The organism is Spirosoma knui, from assembly GCF_054780635.1.
Genome location: NZ_BAAGVY010000004.1, coordinates 115,327 through 132,109 on the forward strand (window position 1 = coordinate 115,327; position 16,783 = coordinate 132,109).

Below are 16,783 nucleotides of genomic sequence, written 5' to 3' on the forward strand. Positions count from 1 at the left end.
CGTTCGTTTGTCAAAGGTGATGCGACTACTGATCATGGAAGCGATATGTTTTTAGTCGTTTGTAAGCAACTCTTTCCGAACGGCTTAGCTAGCCTGTATTTTACATAGCTATTACGAACGTACTGTCGCTTGCACAGCCTGCTGCCAACGTCTGAACGTAGCCTGATATATTTTGGTGCGGGCGGCATCGGGTTCAAAGGTTTCGCCAAACGTTACGCGCTCGGCGGCTTCATCGAGCGACTTAACTAATCCGGTCGCTTTCATCGTCAGCAGAATCGCGCCCATCGACCCGCTTTCATTACTGGCGTTGAGCCTCACAGGTATACCGGCCATATCAGCCAGCATCTGCACCCAAAACGTCGACTGCGCGAAGCCACCGTTTGCATGAATCACGCGAGCCGGACCGGTATGTTTCGTTAAGAGCTCATTGATGCTTAACAAATTAAACAAAACGCCTTCAAGCGCGGCTCGGGCAAAGTGAGCCTGCGTATGCAGCCAATCGACATTCAGGTAAGCGCCCCTGGCCGAAGCATCCCAGAGTGGAGCCCTTTCGCCCTGTAGATACGGCAGAAACAGTAACCCCTCCGAGCCGGGTGCAATCGTTTCGGCTTCGGCAAGCACGGCCTGCGCTTCCTGCTTCGTCAACTTTTCGGATACCCATTCCAGCACATTTCCGCCATTGTTGGTCGGGCCACCAACTACGTAATGGTTATCGTCCATTATGTAACAAAACAGCCGCCCCTGTTCATCCCGTAGTGGTTTTCGCACGGTTTGCCGAATGGCACCGCTGGTACCAATGGTCAGCGTAGCAACGCCGGGCTTGATCGCTCCGGCACCCAGATTAGCCAGACAGCCATCCGATGCCCCAATGAGCAAGGTCACACCTGCGTTAATGCCGGTACCGGCAGCGTCGGGTCGGGGTTGATAAACCCGCTGGTGAGTCGTTGGCACAAGTGTCGACAACTGATCGGGTCGTACACCCGCGTAGTCCATAGCCAGCGGACTCCACTGCCGAACGTTCGCATCGAAAAGACCCGTTGCCGTCGCGATGGAGTAATCCACTTCAAAGACGCCGGTTAATTTGTGCCACAGAAACTCCTTGATAGACCCAAAGCGCGCCGTTCGACGTAACAGCCGGGGATCATTTTCCCGCATCCACGCCAGCTTACAAAGCGGAATCATGGGGTGAATAGGCGTACCGGTTTGCCCGTAAATCTGATTGCCCAGCTCGGCCTGCGTGGTACGTAAGGCGGTAGCCTGGGCTTCGGCACGATTGTCAGACCAAAGAATGGCATGACCGAGCGCCTTCCCGTTGGCATCCATAGCCAGCAGACTGTGCATAGCTGTGCTGAAGGCGATGTGGGTAATCACGTTACCGCTTTCGGTCACTTCCCGACTCACTTCGGCCATCACCTGCACAAACGCCGACCAAATTTCATCGGGGTCCTGTTCGGCATAACCCGGTTCGGGATTCAGCGTGGTTACCGGAGCGGAGGCATGAGCCACGATCTGACTTAAGTCGGAAGGCATAGCGAGCGCCTTCACGTTGGTGGTGCCGACATCGACGCCAACGAAGCAATCCATAGCGTGTAGCAAAGAGTTTATTCACCAAAGCAACGCATTTTTTAGTTTAGCTCCTTTACTACTGTCGTAAAAACCTGCCTAAAGGCGCTCGACCAGCAAACCTTACATTTGGTATGGTTTCACGAAAGCCATCGTCAGCTTTGTGGTATATTTGTGAAAAGAGTCTTGTATGCGTTTCGTTCGGTTAGCGTTTTTCATTACGTATAGTTCATTGCTGTTTGCGGCCTGTCAGTCGTCCTCTTCCTCAGAAACTACGTCGGCTCCTGCCTTACCTCAACCCACCCAATTAACGGGTCAGCAACTTAGCCAAACGTACTGCGGGAACTGTCACCTTGCTCCTGACCCATCGCTGCTGGACAAAGCCACCTGGCAGCACGGTGTTTTGCCGCAGATGGCGCTGCGGATGGGGCAGTCGAATCAGCAGGTGAGCGTACTCGGCAATTTCACCGATACGGGTGAAATGACCCGGATTATCGAAGCCAACATTTTTCCGGAACGGCCAACGCTTCATGATTCAGACTGGCAGAAAATCGTCAGTTATTACGTCGAAAAAGCCCCTGACAAACTACCCGCTCAGGCAGCACACGAAGGCGTCCGGACTGGGTTGCCTTTGTTTCAGGCCCGGCAGTCGAATCGCGCTATCAACGGTATGGTTACGCTGCTGCGGTATGATTCGCTGGCTGGGCGTATCTGGGCGGGTGATGCCAACGCGCATTTATACGCCCTGAACCCGAAGCTCGAACGTATTGATTCTGTTAGTCTCGACAGCCCCGCTACGGACCTGTACACGCATCAGGACGGACGGATAGACGTATTGTCGGTGGGTGTTCTGAATCCGAACGACAAGCAGGCCGGGAGTTGGGACCGGCTAACGCCAGCCAGTAAAACGCCAGCGCCACAAATCAAGCAGCTGCAGCGCCCCGTTAACGCAACACCCGCCGATTTGAATCGCGATGGTCAGGAAGACGTAGTGATTTGTCAGTTTGGCAATTACTTGGGTAAGCTAAGCTGGTTCGAGAAAACACCACAGGGTTATACCGAGCACATTCTCGATTCGGTTCCAGGGGCACGCGTTGCGCTTGTGCGGGATGTAAATAACGATCAGTGGCCTGATGTGGTAGCCCTTTTAACGCAGGGAGATGAACAGATTGCGGTTTATTATAATCAGCGGAACGGCTCGTTTCGGAAAGAGACTGTACTCCGTTTCCCATCCGTTTATGGTTCGAGTTATTTTGAACTGACAGACATCGACAACGATGGTGATCAGGATATTGTGTACGCCAATGGTGACAACGCCGATTATTCCATTGTACTGAAGCCTTACCACGGTATCCGTATCTTTTTGAATGACGGACGCTTTCGGTTTAAACAAGCCTGGTTTTACCCAATGTACGGTGCCACTCAGACCGTAGTTCGCGACTTTGATCAAGATGGCGATTACGATATTGCCGCGATTGCTCACTTCCCGGATTTTGCGCACCGCCCGAACGAGAGCTTTATCTACTTTGAAAACAAAGGAAAGTTAACCTTCGCCCCTCGCACGTTTCCGATGGCTGACCGTGGGCGCTGGCTGCGACTGGAGGCTGGTGATGTTGATCAGGACGGTGATGAGGATATTTTGTTAGGCTCGTTTTTCCGGGCTCTCAACCCGAAGTACATGGACCTGATGGTGCAATGGCGCAAACCCGGCGCAGGGATTATGCTGCTGGAGAACAAGTTGAAGTAAGGCGAGCTACAAGTCGATTGGAGATCAATAGTTGCTGACGCATAGCCCCGCCACGTCTATGCGTCAGCTTTTTAGTTTAAGCGCTTAAATTGTAAAATGCCACGGCATTAGCGCCAAATACTTTGTTACGAGCTTCATCACCCCAGGTGCTTACGTACTCTTCGACAATGGTTTTGACCTGCGTATAATTGGCAGCAACCAGGCACACCGGCCAGTCTGAGCCAAACATCAGCCGATCGGGGCCAAAATGCTCGAACACTACGTCCAGGTACGGAAAAAAGTCTTTCTTGCCCCAGTCGTGCCAATCGGCTTCAGTCACCATGCCTGACAGCTTGCAGGACACGTTTTTATTCTTCGCAATCTCCGACATGAAGTTCGACCAGCGGCTAATCTCTTTCTTTTTGATGTAAGGCTTAGCCAGATGGTCGATCACAAAGTTGACTTCGGGTACGGCACGTACCAGGTGCATGGCGGCTTTGAGTTGACTCGGGTAAATCAGAATATCATACGTCAGATCGAAGGCAGCTAACTGACGGATTCCTTTTATAACGGCTGGCCGCATCAGAAAATCGTCGGGTTCAGCCTGCGCTACGTGCCGGAAACCTTTAATTTCTTCAAACTGCGACAACACCTCCAACCGTTCGTAAACCTGCTCCGACTGCAAATCGACCCAACCGACAACACCTTTTACGATATCGTAATTCTGGGCCATGCTCACTAAAAACAGCGTTTCGGCCTCCGACTGCGCAGCCTGAACCGCCACGCAGCCGTCTACACCGTTCTCGTTTAGTACCGGCTCTAAATCGGCGGGCAAAAAATCACGTCGGATCACGGCCATGTCGTCCGTAATCCAGGTGTCACGAGCGGGGTCAAAATGCCAGAAATGCTGATGGGCGTCAATTGTCATAACCGGGATTAACTTGATTATAAATGATTAACAGGATTTCGTTTTATGGTATTGAACAACAAAATCTCACAAATCCATTAAATCCTATAAATCCCGGTTCAGACATACGCCTTCGCTACCTGCCGCTGTTCGCCTAAGCCTTCGATACCGAGCTCAACCACGTCGCCGGGTTTCAGGAAGCGTTGCGGATTCAAGCCCATACCAACCCCGGCAGGCGTACCCGTTGAGATAACATCACCGGGCAGTAGGGTCATGAACTGACTGATGTAGCTAACGAGCGTCGGTACGTCGAAGATCATATCGTCCGTATTCGAGTCCTGCAGATGTTCGCCGTTCAGATCAAGCCACAGCCGCAACGCGTTCGGGTTAGGAATCTCATCTTTCGTCACGAGGTACGGACCCAGTGGAGCGAACGTATCGGCGCTCTTGCCCTTTACCCATTGTCCACCGCGTTCCAACTGAAACGCCCGCTCACTATAATCGTTATGCACGGCATAGCCGGCGATGTACTCCATAGCCTCATCAAGCTCTACGTAGCTGGCTTTTTTGCCAATAACAATCGCCAACTCAACTTCCCAGTCGGTTTTCTCCGACCGCTTCGGAATGACGACATCGTCGTTCGGGCCGCACAGCGCCGTTGTTGATTTAAAGAATAAAATGGGTTCGGCCGGTGGTTGAGCACCCGTTTCGGCCGCGTGTTTGGCATAGTTCAGGCCTACACACACAATTTTAGAGGGTCGTCTTACGCATGAGCCAAAACGCTCGTCGGGCGATACTTCGGGGCAATTCTGCGCGTGACTTTCCAGCCAATGCGCGAGCCGCTCGGGGCCATTGGAAGCAAAGAATGATTCATCGTAATCCTCGCCGAAATGCGTTACGTCGACGGATTGACCAGTGGACAGCACAACGCCTGGGTGTTCATGGCCGGGCTGGCCGAAGCGGAAAAGTTTCATGTACTCACTATCAGGTTTTCAAGAAAAGAGCAAGTACGGCTGTTTTTAACCATAAGCCCAACATTTGACCAGTTTTGTTAGCGTATCTTTCGCTCTAAACTAAAGCCGTCTGGTCATCAGCGTAGACGTTACGTTGATGACCAGACGGCCGAACAGTACCCTCTTTAGCGATATCCGTTAACTTTTAGTCTGCTTCTGCTTCATCCATTCATCGAGCTTGTTAATCAGTTTTGTATTGAATTTGTCACGTAACAGCTGCTCGTATTCGGGGGTATCTTTCACCTTTAAATACTCCTGCATCGTGCCCGATTCAACAAAGATGTGATCGGTTTTAGGGAGAAAATAATACTCCCCGTTACCGGGATGGTACCGATTGACGATGTTGGCAATCTGAATATGATCATCGGGTTTCAGAGCCGCTACGTCAGCCTCGCCGTAGATGGCTAAGACCGGAGCCGACGTATTTTTCCAGGCTGCATATAGATTCTTATCGTTCAGCTCCTGCCAGAACGTATAGTGTCGTCCGATCAGGGAGTTCTTCCCGTCGTAACCAAACATATTGTCGAACTGCTGCGCCACGGCCGGATTCGCCTTAACCAGCTCCTGCGGTGACTTTTTCCCGTAGAAGTACTGGTACATCGGTTCACGAAACGCCTGCAAGTCCTGCTCTACGGTCGCAAAATCAGCGCCTTCCAGTGTTTTCTGATCACGTAGTATGTCAATGATGTAATCATGCCAGGTACGTACAACCGTGCCGTAGACAACGACACCCGTAGGTTTGTACTGCTCAGCCAGCAACGGAGCTACAATACCGCCCAGCGAATGCCCGAACAGAAATACGTTGTTCTTATCGACCCAGTCGTACGTCATCAGCTTATCATACCCTTTCTGGAACGCCGATAGCTCCGTATTGAAACCAATTTCGGCGCAGGGCTGAGTGCCGTCGCAATCGCCCATACCGGGCTTTTCGACCATATACACGGCATACCCTTTCCGCGCCAGTTGATCGGTAGCCATCCGATACGGATCGACGGGCGGCAGATAGCCCATCGTCATGCAGGACGCTCCCTGGATAAAATAGACAACCGGCATTTTCTTGCCCGCCGAACCTTTAGGGCGCTTCACCAGTGCGCGTATGTAGCCGTTCTGAAACGGAAATTCGTCGTACACCATTTCTAAATCAGGTGCCACTTCGTTGGCTCGCGCTTTCACATTACCCGACAGCATCTGCTCCTGCTTGTTGCGGATAAACGTAACCTTGACCGCATCACCCTCAGTCAGTTTCTGGGACAGCGCGATCAGTTCCTGAGGCCCTTTGATGGGGACGCCGTTTACACTAGTAATAATGTCTTTCTCCTGAATACCGATCTGAGACGCTGTTGTGTTTGGAACAATTTGCTGCACCAGCACGCCTTCCGCTTTCGGCAAGCCTACATATTTAGCGATGGTTTCGCTGACCGGAGCGGGAACAACCCCAATGACTCCGCGCTTTTTAAGGTGCTGCCCCGTCACCAGTTGAACGATGCCCATCAGCAGCACAAACTGAACAATTACATTAATACGTTTCATGATGTTTACTTGTCAAATCTACTTCTCGCTCCTCTGGATTATACCACTCCCAAAATCATTCCGGGCAAAACTAGGTAGGTATCATTCTGTGGCCTTTGTCAAAACCTGCTATTCTATACGATAAGCCGCTGGTGTGGTTCGGTACACTTTTTTGAAAGCTTTGCTAAATGCAAACACGTCGGAGAAGCCCGTCAGAAACGCTACGTCGGCGATGGCGTATTGCCTGGTTTTTAACAGACTCGCCGATCGTTGGAGTCGCTTCTGGATGAGATACTGGCGGGGCGACACGCCAAACGCCTGCTTAAACGTGCGGAAAAAGTGAAATTCTGACAAGGCCGCCTGCGAAGCCAGTTCGACTACGGTCCAGTTCGTCTGCACGTCGGCGTCCATCATCCGCTTGGCCAGATTTACGCGTCGAAATAACTCGGTACGTGTGCTAACCTGCTGGGCCGACATTCGATTAATGACACCGGCAATACGTAGTTGCGACCGCAGCAGCCGTTCGGCGGTCTGGTAATACAGTTCGTCGGGATCAATGGCGATCTCGCCCGTTTTCAAATCTGTTTGCCAGGCGAGGTGTTCCAGAAACTGGCCTAACGTATCGTCATGGACCGAGCAGACGGATTCATAAAAATCAAAGGCTCGGCACGAAGTCGAAAACGGGTTATCCAGCAAACGCCCATCATCGCCGGTCATATTGCGGTACACATCGTTCATGATCCGCTCATTCACGTACAGACAAATTCCCAGCACGGCCTGCTGTGACGCAAAATCGATTTCCAGCGACTGTGCCTGGTTCACCAGCAAAAACTCACCACTCCGGACCTGATGCGTATGCTGATTGACCCGGTAGTTTTCCAGTCCCTGCATGACGTACTTGATCGATACCGTTGGCGCGTCCGTATCGACCCGCTGGAACGTATGCAGTCGGGAATAAACGGCTTTGCTACCATCAGGTCGTGCGCTGCTGATGAAGAGCGCGTCGTCGGAAGGCTTGAAATGAGTCATGGTTATACGTAGTGAGCAACGAAACTATCCGGCGGACCCACCGAACAAAAGCAGTTTTTGACAAAAGGTCGATTTCGGCTTTCAATAAACTTTGCAAAATTTAATCGCATGAAACATTCGGCTCATTGGCTAACGCTAGCCGCCTTCAGCGTTGTATTGACTAGCTCCGCTCCAAAACCGGTTCAGTTCGCCGACGTATCCCAAACCAACCTGCCCCTGCTCGACCTCATCAGCAACTCGATGGATGTTGAGCCGCTGGACATCGACAAAGACGGCGACCTCGACTTGATCATTGCCTCGGAATTCCGCCCGAACGTAATCCTCATTAACGACGGCAAAGGCGTATTCACGAATGGCACCGCAGGACGACTGACGGCCAAAAACCACGATCACGAAGACATTGCCCTCGGTGATTTCGACGGCGATGGCGATACCGACATCATCTTCGTGAGCGAAGACGATAAAGTACACGAGTATCACCTCAACGACGGGAAGGGCGTATTTAAAGATGTCAGCGATCAGTTTCCGGTTCAGTGCATCAGCAATGCGGTCGTGGCTGGTGATTTTGATAAAGACGGTGACCTCGACCTGATCATGGGGAATGATGGGCAGGACTTCTTTCTGACGAACAACGGCAAGGGAAAGTTTACGAACGAAACCGCTGGCCGTATGCCCGAAGACAAGGACGTAACGCAGGACGTTGAAGCGGCCGATATCGACAAAGACGGCGATCTGGACCTGATTTTTGGCAACGAAGACGACAACAAGCTGTATCTGAACAACGGCAAAGGCGTGTTCACCAACGTCACAGCGGGTCGCCTACCGATTCAGGCCGGGAGCGAAGAAACGCGAAAAGTGGATCTGGCCGACATTGATAACGACGGGGATCTGGATATTCATTTCTCGAACGTCAACTTCCGAAAAACGAAGAATCCGGCCAATCGCTTGCTGATTAACAACGGCAAAGGCGTGTTCACCGACGAGACGGCACAGCGTTACCAGGCTATCAACAACCTCAATACCGCCGACGCGCAGTTTGTCGATCTGGACAACGACAAAGACCTCGATCTCATCCTGGCCAACGTATTTGGTGCCGGTCCGCAGGCGCTGCTAAACGACGGCAAAGGCGGGTTTACCGAACAGACAAAACAACTCCTGCCCGAAGGGGCTGGCAAAGAAGCAATCGCTGTAGAAGTTGCCGATTTAAATAAAGATGGCTTACCCGATGTTTATTTCGGTGTCTTCCGCGATGCGGATGGTCTGCTGTTGAGTAAGAGGTAGTTACTGCCGGGTACTCATACCCGACAGTGATCAGCTTTTATCTACAATCAATCAGGAATTTAACCGCGTGAATCCACCATCTAAAGGGTAATCGCAGCCAGTTACAAATCCGGCTTCGTCGGAGCACAGATACAAAGCTAAAGCGCCGACCTCCGCAGGCTTAGCCATACGGCCGATGGGTTGCGTTTTCGAAAGCTTATCGAACATCTCCGCTTCTTTACCTGGATAGTTCTTCGCGATGAATCCGTCCACAAAAGGCGTGTGCACTCGGGCAGGCGATATGCAGTTGCATCGGATATTATCGTTCAGGTAATCTTTGGCCACCGAGAGCGTCATGGTCAGCACCGCACCTTTGCTCATGGAATAGGCAAACCGATCCGATAAGCCTAACGTAGCGGCTACTGACGCCATATTCAGAATCACCCCTCCCCCGTTCGCTTTGAAGTGCGGAATAACCGCGTACAGGCAGTTATATACGCCTTTCACATTAATGCGAAAAATGCGGTCGAAATCGGCTTCGGTCGTGGTATCTACCCGGCCGATGTGCGCCACACCGGCGTTGTTAACCAGAATATGAATAGGGCCTTGTTCAGCAATGCGGTTCACGGTATCAATGACCTGTGCCTGGTCCGATACGTCCACCGCATGCGCCTGAGCTTGCCCGCCATCGGCCTGAATTTGTTCGGCAACCTGCTGCGCCAGATCGGCGTTTACTTCCAGAATATGGACGGTTGCGCCCGCCTGAGCGAAGGTTTGAGAGATAGCCAGACCAATACCGCTGGCGCCACCCGTAACAAGAGCTGTTTTGTTTGAGAGCGAAAACATGATCAATGAGTGATTGAGCGAATGAGTGATTGAGTGAAAGATTTAATCGCTCATTCACTCAATCATTCCTTCGCTAATTAATTATAAGGATACCCCGCGTTTCCAGGGGATAAAATCATCTTGTCCGAGCCGTTCGGCCTGGGTAGTTTCTTCGCCCGAAGCCAAGCGGATAATGTAGTCTAGCAAGGCATCGGCGTTTTGTTCAATCGTTTGCTCGCCGTCGATAATGGGGCCGCTGTCGAAATCAATCACATCGGGCATCCGGTTCTTGAGCGTCGTATTCGTCGACACTTTCACGACGGGGCAAACGGGATTGCCTGTAGGCGTTCCTAATCCGGTGGTGAACAAAATGACGTTCGTCCCCGAACCCGCCATTCCGGTTGTGGCTTCAACATCATTGCCAGGTGTGCAAAGCAAACTCAGACCCGGTGTTCTGGCGGGCTCTGCGTAGTCGAGCACATCAGCAACAGGAGCTGTACCGCCTTTTTTGGCGGCCCCGGCTGATTTGATGGCATCGGTAATCAGACCGTCTTTGATGTTTCCGGGCGATGGATTCATGTCAAAGCCGGAGCCCACCGCTTCGGCCTGGGCTGAGTAACCGCTCATGAGGTCAATAAACTTCTGAGCTTTGGCTACGTCGGTCGTGCGGTTGATCAGTTCCTGCTCTACGCCGTTCAGTTCCGGGAATTCAGCCAGCACCGTTTTACCACCCAGCCCAACTAATACGTCCGACAAATGCCCCAGCACCGGATTCGCCGAAATTCCCGAAAATCCGTCGGAGCCACCGCATTTCAGGCCAATGGTTAAGGCGCTCAGCGGAGCCGGTTGCCGTTCGATCTTGTTGATTTCGATCAGCCCCAGAAATGTTTCTTTCACCGCCTGCGCCATCAGGGCGTATTCCGTACCGCTCTGCTGTTCGTAAATCAGCAGCGGTTTATTGAATTTGGGATTCTGCCGCTTGATCTCTTTCTCGATGGTATCGGCCTGCAGATGCTGACAACCCAAACTTAACACCGTTGCCCCCGCTACGTTCGGGTTGTTAATGAATCCCGCTAGCAACGAACCTAAATACGCTGAATCCTGCCGAGTGCCGCCACATCCCATTTCGTGCGTCAGGAATTTGATGCCGTCAACATGTTTGAACGGACGACTGGCCACTTTACGCTCAGTTAAGCTTGTCAGAGTTTTATTCTGCGATTCATCGACGAACGGCTGCATCTTCTTGATCGTGCCAATATCGCCCGCCTGATACAGATGCAGCAGCTCATGTACCTGTTCGCGGTACGTTTCGGGTTGGGCGTAGCCAAGCTCCCGCTCAAACGCATCTTTCAGGATCAGTACGTTCCGATTTTCGCAGAACACCAGTGGCACTACCAGCCAGTAATTACGCGTTCCGACGCTGCCATCGGCCCGGTGATAGCCCATAAACGTACGCTCATGCCAGTGCGCCACGTTGGGCGGCTGCCAGGAATACGGTTGTTTTTTGTCGAGGCTATACCGGTCGGCATCATGTTTGAGGTTGAACGTCGTAATGGGCTCACCGCGACGAATGGGCTTTGTGGCCTTACCAACCAGGACACCGTACATGATAATCGGGTCACCCGGCTGGCGATCTTCGGTAACAAATTTATGTTTCGCCCCAACGGCGTACGGCAACTCGTATAGATCGTTCTCAAACGCAATCTTTTCTCCAGCCGACAAGTCGCGCAAGGCCACGATCACATTGTCGGCAGGATGAACTTTCAGCACACGGGCAAGCATCAGAAAATATGTTTTTACTTGTAAAGAGACGTATTCAGCCGAAATATACCACCTACCGCAAAAACTTTGTCGGGCGCTATTGCGAAAGTGGCCGTCAATCCCAAGTTTTGGCCTCTACTTTCCTACCCGAACATGCCTACCCCTTTACCCGAAAAGCGCACCAGCTTCCTGGCTGGCCGTTTGATGTCGATGGACGCCTACCGAGGCTTTGTGATGACATTGATGGCGGCCGAGATTTTACGGTTTCATAAGTTGCAGGAAGCGTTTCCGGACAGCCAGTTCTGGGCATTTCTAACGTATCATCAAAGTCACGTTGAGTGGGCAGGCTGTTCACTGCACGACTTAATTCAGCCTTCGTTCTCGTTTCTGGTGGGAGTTGCGCTGCCCTACTCACTGGCCAGCCGGGCCAAGCAGGGGCAGTCATTTGGTATGCAGTTCGGCCGTGCCCTTCGGCGAGCTCTGATTCTGATTCTGCTGGGTATCTTCCTCCGATCAACCCACGCCGATCAAACGAATTTCACTTTTGAAGATACCCTTACGCAAATCGGCCTGGGTTACCCCTTTCTGTTTCTTCTGGGCAACACCCGGCCTCGAACCGCCTGGTTTGCGTTGGGTGTCGTGCTTATGGGGTACTGGCTGGCGTTTGTGCTGTACCCTGCGCCGGGTGCTACGTTTGATTATGCGTCGGTGGGCGTTCCACCTGACTGGCCAGAACATTACACCGGTTTAATGGCGCATTTCAACAAGAACAGCAACCTCGCCTGGGCCTTTGATACGTGGTTTCTGAACCTATTCCCCAGAGAACAACCCTTTTTATACAACGGAGGTGGCTACGCAACGCTCAGCTTCATTCCAACGCTCGGCACAATGCTGCTTGGCCTACAGGCGGGCTGGTGGTTGCGGTCGAACCTAACGCCCCGTGAGTTACTGAGACGCTTCCTGATAGCCGGTGTCATTGGACTGGTTGCGGGGTTTCTGCTGCATATCACCGGTATTTGCCCGGTTGTTAAACGCATCTGGACACCTGCCTGGGTTTTGTTCAGCGGAGGCTGGTGCTTTGGCCTGCTGGCCCTTTTTTATTACCTCATCGACGTACTGAATTACCGGAAGTGGGCCTTTCCGCTGATCGTAGTGGGCATGAACTCCATCGCGATTTACTGCCTGGTACACCTGATCGATCGCTTCATCGTTCATTCATTATATACGCACCTCGGTCATGGCCCCTTTAAGGTGTTCGGACCCGCCTACGAACCGCTGCTTATCGGCGCAGTCACGCTACTTATTTTTTACCTCATGCTTCGGTGGATGTACCGCCGTAATCTCTTTATCCGCATATAACTTATGCCAACGGCAAACATTCTCAATCTCTTTGATCAAACAATCTTTCACGGCACGTTGACCACCGAAAGTGGACGTATTGTACAGATAGACCGCCTGGGGCAGGAGCGTCCCGGCGAACCGTATATTCTCCCCGGCTTTGTCGACGCTCATGTCCATGTCGAAAGCTCGCTGCTTACTCCACCCCAGTTTGCCCGGCTGGCGGTTGTTCATGGAACCGTAGGTACCGTTTCCGACCCGCACGAAATCGGCAACGTATTAGGCGTACGGGGTGTCGAGTACATGATTGAAGAAGGCAAACGGGTTCCGTTCAAATTCATGTTCGGCGCGCCTTCCTGCGTGCCTGCTACTACGTTTGAAACGGCTGGCGCAACCATCGACGCCCAGGATGTACGTAAGCTTCTGGCCATGAAAGAAATCGGCTATCTGGCGGAGGTTATGAACTTTCCGGGCGTGCTGAATCAGGACCCGGAACTGATGCTGAAAATTGCGCTGGCCAAGGCGTTCAACAAACCCATTGACGGACATGCGCCCGGTCTGATTGGTGACGATGCGCAACGCTATATCGACGCTGGAATCAGCACCGATCACGAATGTTTCACCTACGCCGAAGGGCTCGATAAAGCCCGGCGGGGCATGCGTATCTTGATTCGAGAAGGCAGTGCCGCCCGCAACTTTGAGGCCCTGATTCCCCTGCTGGCTGAGTTTCCGGAACAGATCATGTTCTGCTCCGACGATAAACACCCCGATACGCTCGCGGAAGGCCACATCAACCAACTGGTGTTACGTGCCCTTGCCAAGGGGCACTCGCTCTGGAACGTCCTGCGGGCAGCCTGCCTGAACCCGGTTCTGCATTATCGGTTGCCGATCGGTTTATTACGCGAAGGCGACCCTGCTGATTACATCGTGATTAACAACCTGCTCGATTTTCAGGTACAGCAAACGGTCATCAATGGGGAGGTTGTGGCTGAATATGGTCAATCAGCCATTCCTGATTTGCGGAGTGCACACGTCAATCAGTTTACCTGTTCACCGAAAACGGCGAGCGACTTTGCCGTCACGTTTGACGGGTCATCCGGGGGGCAGATTCGGGTTATCGAAGCCCTCGACGGACAGCTTGTTACCAATGAACTGCATTTGGAACCTAAAGTGGCCGAAAATTATATCGTACCGGACCCCGAACGCGACATCCTGAAACTGGTCGTCGTGAACCGGTACCACGACGAACCACCCGCCGTTGGCTTCATCAAAAACTTCGGCTTAACCCAGGGCGCAATTGCCTCATCGGTTGGGCATGACTCGCATAATATCACGGCTGTTGGCTGCGATGACGAAAGCATCTGCCGGGCAGTTAATTTGGTAATCGAAGCGAACGGCGGATTATCTGCGGTTACTGGTCAGCAAGAGCAGAATAATCAGGAAGTGATGAGCCGCCGGGAGTTTCTGCACTTGACAACCACGCCCGATACGCAGTTGCTTCCTTTGCCCGTTGCCGGGTTGATGACCGACCGCGACGGCTACGAGATCGCGGAGCAGTATACGGCCCTCGACCGGTACGCGAAGCAGGAACTGGGCAGTACGTTGGCCGCTCCGTTCATGACGTTATCGTTCATGGCCCTCTTAGTTATACCCGATTTGAAATTGAGTAACAAAGGCTTATTTGACGGAAAGCGGTTTTCGTTCGCCCCCCTTCAAATAATCAAATAAGGCCAATAAAAAATTTTATTTGCTTACCGTTTTTAATTCAATTTTTTATGAATATGTTTACAGACCTCAAGGCTATTCCCAACCCTTACCTACCCTCTCATGGCTCGCTCTCGTACACAAACCGGCCCCGACGACGAAACATTATGGAATCAGTTTCGTGGTGGCGATGAAAACGCGTTCGCTCGGTTGTATCAGAACTACGTGCAAACTCTCTACCATTACTGTGCTCATTTCGCAACGGATCGGGCACTGATTAAAGATTGCATTCACGACTTGTTCGTTGAGCTGTGGAAACACCGTACGACCATTGGGCCAACCACCTCGGTTAGGTTCTACCTGATGGCGTCTATCAAGCGGAAGCTGGTCCGTCACCTGACCGCCGAACAGAAGCTGGTTAGTCAGGACGAAATCACCAATGGTCGCCGGGTGGGCGATATGCTGCCGGGCGCGGACCAATCGCACGAGAATCTGCTTATTTCGCATGAGGAAGATTCGTACATGAACGACTGCCTGCATCAGGCCCTCGAAAAACTGCCCCGCCGTCAACGTGAGGCTGTTCATCTGCGCTACTTCCAGAACATGAGCAACGAAGAAATTTCAGCCCTCATGCAGATCAATATCCAATCGGTTTATAACCTGATTTTCGGCGCGATGAGCAACCTCAAGCGCTACGTAACACCAGAAAACGTTTCTCTTTAATACCTAATACTGCTTATTCCTAAACCTGACTCTGCCCGGTAGCTTGAAGGCTACCGGGTTTTTATTTTGTGAATCAGCTACGTTACCAAAGCGGGTTGCGAACAACTCGTCGTTCCGGTAACTTCGCCTGATGAATACAGACTCAACGCCACTGCCCGAGCGGGTTCGCCCACGCACGCTCGACGAGGTTATTGGACAACGCAAATTAATTGGTCCGGGTGGGGCGCTGCGCCGGGCTGTCGATGCCGGTCGCCTGCCATCCATGATTCTGTGGGGGCCGCCAGGCGTTGGAAAAACGACCCTGGCCCTGTTGTTAGCCGAAGCTGTTAAGCGTCCCTTTATTGCGCTCAGCGCTATCAATTCGGGCGTCAAAGAGATTCGGGATGTTCTGAGTCGGCCCAGCGGTATGTTTCCGCCCGTCGTATTTATCGACGAGATTCACCGGTTCAATAAAAGTCAGCAGGACGCCCTGCTCGGTGCCGTTGAGAAGGGGCAGATTACGCTGATCGGAGCTACCACCGAAAATCCATCGTTTGAAGTGAACAGCGCCCTTTTGTCGCGCTGTCAGGTATATATTCTGGAGAGCCTCGACCGTGACGAGTTGGTTCAACTCATTGACCGAGCCATTGCCCAGGACGCTTTTCTTCGGTCGAAAACCATTACCGTTGACTCCTACGATACGCTGCTGCGCCTGTCGGGTGGTGACGGCCGCAAATTACTGAATCTGTTGGAGTTAGTAGCCTCGGCGCACGTATCAGCCGATCCGCTGACGATTACCGATGAACTGGTGATTACGGTCGCTCAGCAGAACATCGCCCGTTACGACAAGTCGGGCGAGCAGCATTACGATATCATCTCGGCGTTCATTAAATCGTTACGTGGCTCCGACCCGAACGCAGCTTTGTACTGGATGGCACGCATGATCATTGCGGGTGAAGATCCGGTTTTTATCGCCCGTCGGATGCTCATTCTTGCGTCGGAGGATATTGGCAACGCCAATCCAACCGCCATGATTATGGCTTCCGAAGCCGTACAGGCCATTAAGGCTATTGGCATGCCTGAAGGCCGGATTATTCTATCGCAGGTAGCCGTTTACCTGGCGACCTCGCCGAAGAGTAACGCGAGTTATGTTGCTGTTGACGAGGCTATTGCCTTAGCGGAGAAAACAGCGCATTTACCCGTACCGCTGCACCTACGTAACGCCCCGACGAAACTGATGAAACAGATTGGGTACGGCAAAAACTACCAGTACGCTCACAGTCACGAAGGCAATTTCGCCCAACAGAACTTTCTACCGGATGAATTGAAAGGGCAAAAATTGTATGAACCGGGCCATAACGCGCGCGAAGCCGAAATTCGACGTAGCCTGCAAAAGTGGTGGGGTGATTGGTACGGATACTAATTTTACCGACATGAGTAACCGTA

Annotated in this window: 13 protein-coding genes; 6 read left to right on the plus strand and 7 right to left on the minus strand. The window is 52.2% G+C overall.

Annotated features, from left to right (window positions below):
- Positions 1-111 precede the first annotated feature (111 nt).
- Positions 112-1,584 (minus strand): gluconokinase, encoded by a 1,473-nt coding sequence (locus ACYVIY_RS11070; RefSeq protein ID WP_460976406.1) that lies wholly within the window; start codon positions 1,582-1,584, stop codon positions 112-114.
- 169 nt (positions 1,585-1,753) lie between these two features.
- Here ACYVIY_RS11070 and ACYVIY_RS11075 point away from each other — a divergent pair, with 169 nt between their 5' ends.
- The gene (locus ACYVIY_RS11075) at positions 1,754-3,310 is read left to right on the plus strand and encodes an FG-GAP repeat domain-containing protein (protein ID WP_460976407.1); all 1,557 of its coding nucleotides are present in this window, start codon (positions 1,754-1,756) and stop codon (positions 3,308-3,310) included.
- Positions 3,311-3,386: 76 nt separating this feature from the next.
- Here the strand turns inward: ACYVIY_RS11075 and ACYVIY_RS11080 are convergent, their stop codons facing one another.
- The 4 genes from ACYVIY_RS11080 to ACYVIY_RS11095 all read right to left on the minus strand — a co-directional run bounded on the left by ACYVIY_RS11080 (position 3,387) and on the right by ACYVIY_RS11095 (position 7,747).
- A complete protein-coding gene (locus ACYVIY_RS11080; protein WP_460976408.1) occupies positions 3,387-4,217 on the minus strand; it encodes an amidohydrolase family protein in 831 nt (276 codons plus the stop codon).
- A 98-nt stretch (positions 4,218-4,315) separates the two neighbouring features.
- Positions 4,316-5,170 carry a fumarylacetoacetate hydrolase family protein gene (locus ACYVIY_RS11085; RefSeq protein WP_460976409.1) on the minus strand — a complete coding sequence of 285 codons (855 nt, stop codon included), beginning with the start codon at positions 5,168-5,170 and terminating at the stop codon, positions 4,316-4,318.
- Between the two features lie 177 nt (positions 5,171-5,347).
- On the minus strand, positions 5,348-6,739 hold the full coding sequence (locus ACYVIY_RS11090; RefSeq protein WP_460976410.1) for an alpha/beta fold hydrolase: 1,392 nt from the start codon (positions 6,737-6,739) through the stop codon (positions 5,348-5,350).
- A 108-nt stretch (positions 6,740-6,847) separates the two neighbouring features.
- A complete protein-coding gene (locus ACYVIY_RS11095) occupies positions 6,848-7,747 on the minus strand; it encodes a helix-turn-helix transcriptional regulator (RefSeq protein WP_460976411.1) in 900 nt (299 codons plus the stop codon).
- 108 nt (positions 7,748-7,855) lie between these two features.
- On the opposite strand from ACYVIY_RS11095, the gene ACYVIY_RS11100 reads away from it, so the two are divergent.
- Positions 7,856-9,028, plus strand: coding sequence for an FG-GAP repeat domain-containing protein (locus ACYVIY_RS11100; RefSeq protein ID WP_460976412.1), 1,173 nt, complete (start codon positions 7,856-7,858; stop codon positions 9,026-9,028).
- 51 nt (positions 9,029-9,079) lie between these two features.
- Here the strand turns inward: ACYVIY_RS11100 and ACYVIY_RS11105 are convergent, their stop codons facing one another.
- On the minus strand, positions 9,080-9,853 hold the full coding sequence (locus tag ACYVIY_RS11105) for an SDR family NAD(P)-dependent oxidoreductase (protein WP_460976413.1): 774 nt from the start codon (positions 9,851-9,853) through the stop codon (positions 9,080-9,082).
- 81 nt (positions 9,854-9,934) lie between these two features.
- The gene (locus tag ACYVIY_RS11110; RefSeq protein WP_460976414.1) at positions 9,935-11,614 is read right to left on the minus strand and encodes a UxaA family hydrolase; all 1,680 of its coding nucleotides are present in this window, start codon (positions 11,612-11,614) and stop codon (positions 9,935-9,937) included.
- 132 nt (positions 11,615-11,746) lie between these two features.
- Between ACYVIY_RS11110 and ACYVIY_RS11115 the strand changes: the two genes are divergently transcribed.
- The 4 genes from ACYVIY_RS11115 to ACYVIY_RS11130 all read left to right on the plus strand — a co-directional run bounded on the left by ACYVIY_RS11115 (position 11,747) and on the right by ACYVIY_RS11130 (position 16,760).
- Positions 11,747-12,952, plus strand: coding sequence for an acyltransferase family protein (locus ACYVIY_RS11115; RefSeq protein WP_460976415.1), 1,206 nt, complete (start codon positions 11,747-11,749; stop codon positions 12,950-12,952).
- A 3-nt stretch (positions 12,953-12,955) separates the two neighbouring features.
- Positions 12,956-14,659 (plus strand): adenine deaminase, encoded by a 1,704-nt coding sequence (gene ade / locus ACYVIY_RS11120; RefSeq protein WP_460976416.1) that lies wholly within the window; start codon positions 12,956-12,958, stop codon positions 14,657-14,659.
- A gap of 99 nt (positions 14,660-14,758) precedes the next feature.
- Complete coding sequence (locus tag ACYVIY_RS11125) at positions 14,759-15,358, plus strand: RNA polymerase sigma factor (RefSeq protein ID WP_460976417.1); 600 nt, start codon at positions 14,759-14,761, stop codon at positions 15,356-15,358.
- Positions 15,359-15,488: 130 nt separating this feature from the next.
- A complete protein-coding gene (locus ACYVIY_RS11130; protein ID WP_460976418.1) occupies positions 15,489-16,760 on the plus strand; it encodes a replication-associated recombination protein A in 1,272 nt (423 codons plus the stop codon).
- The last annotated feature ends 23 nt before the right edge of the window (positions 16,761-16,783 follow it).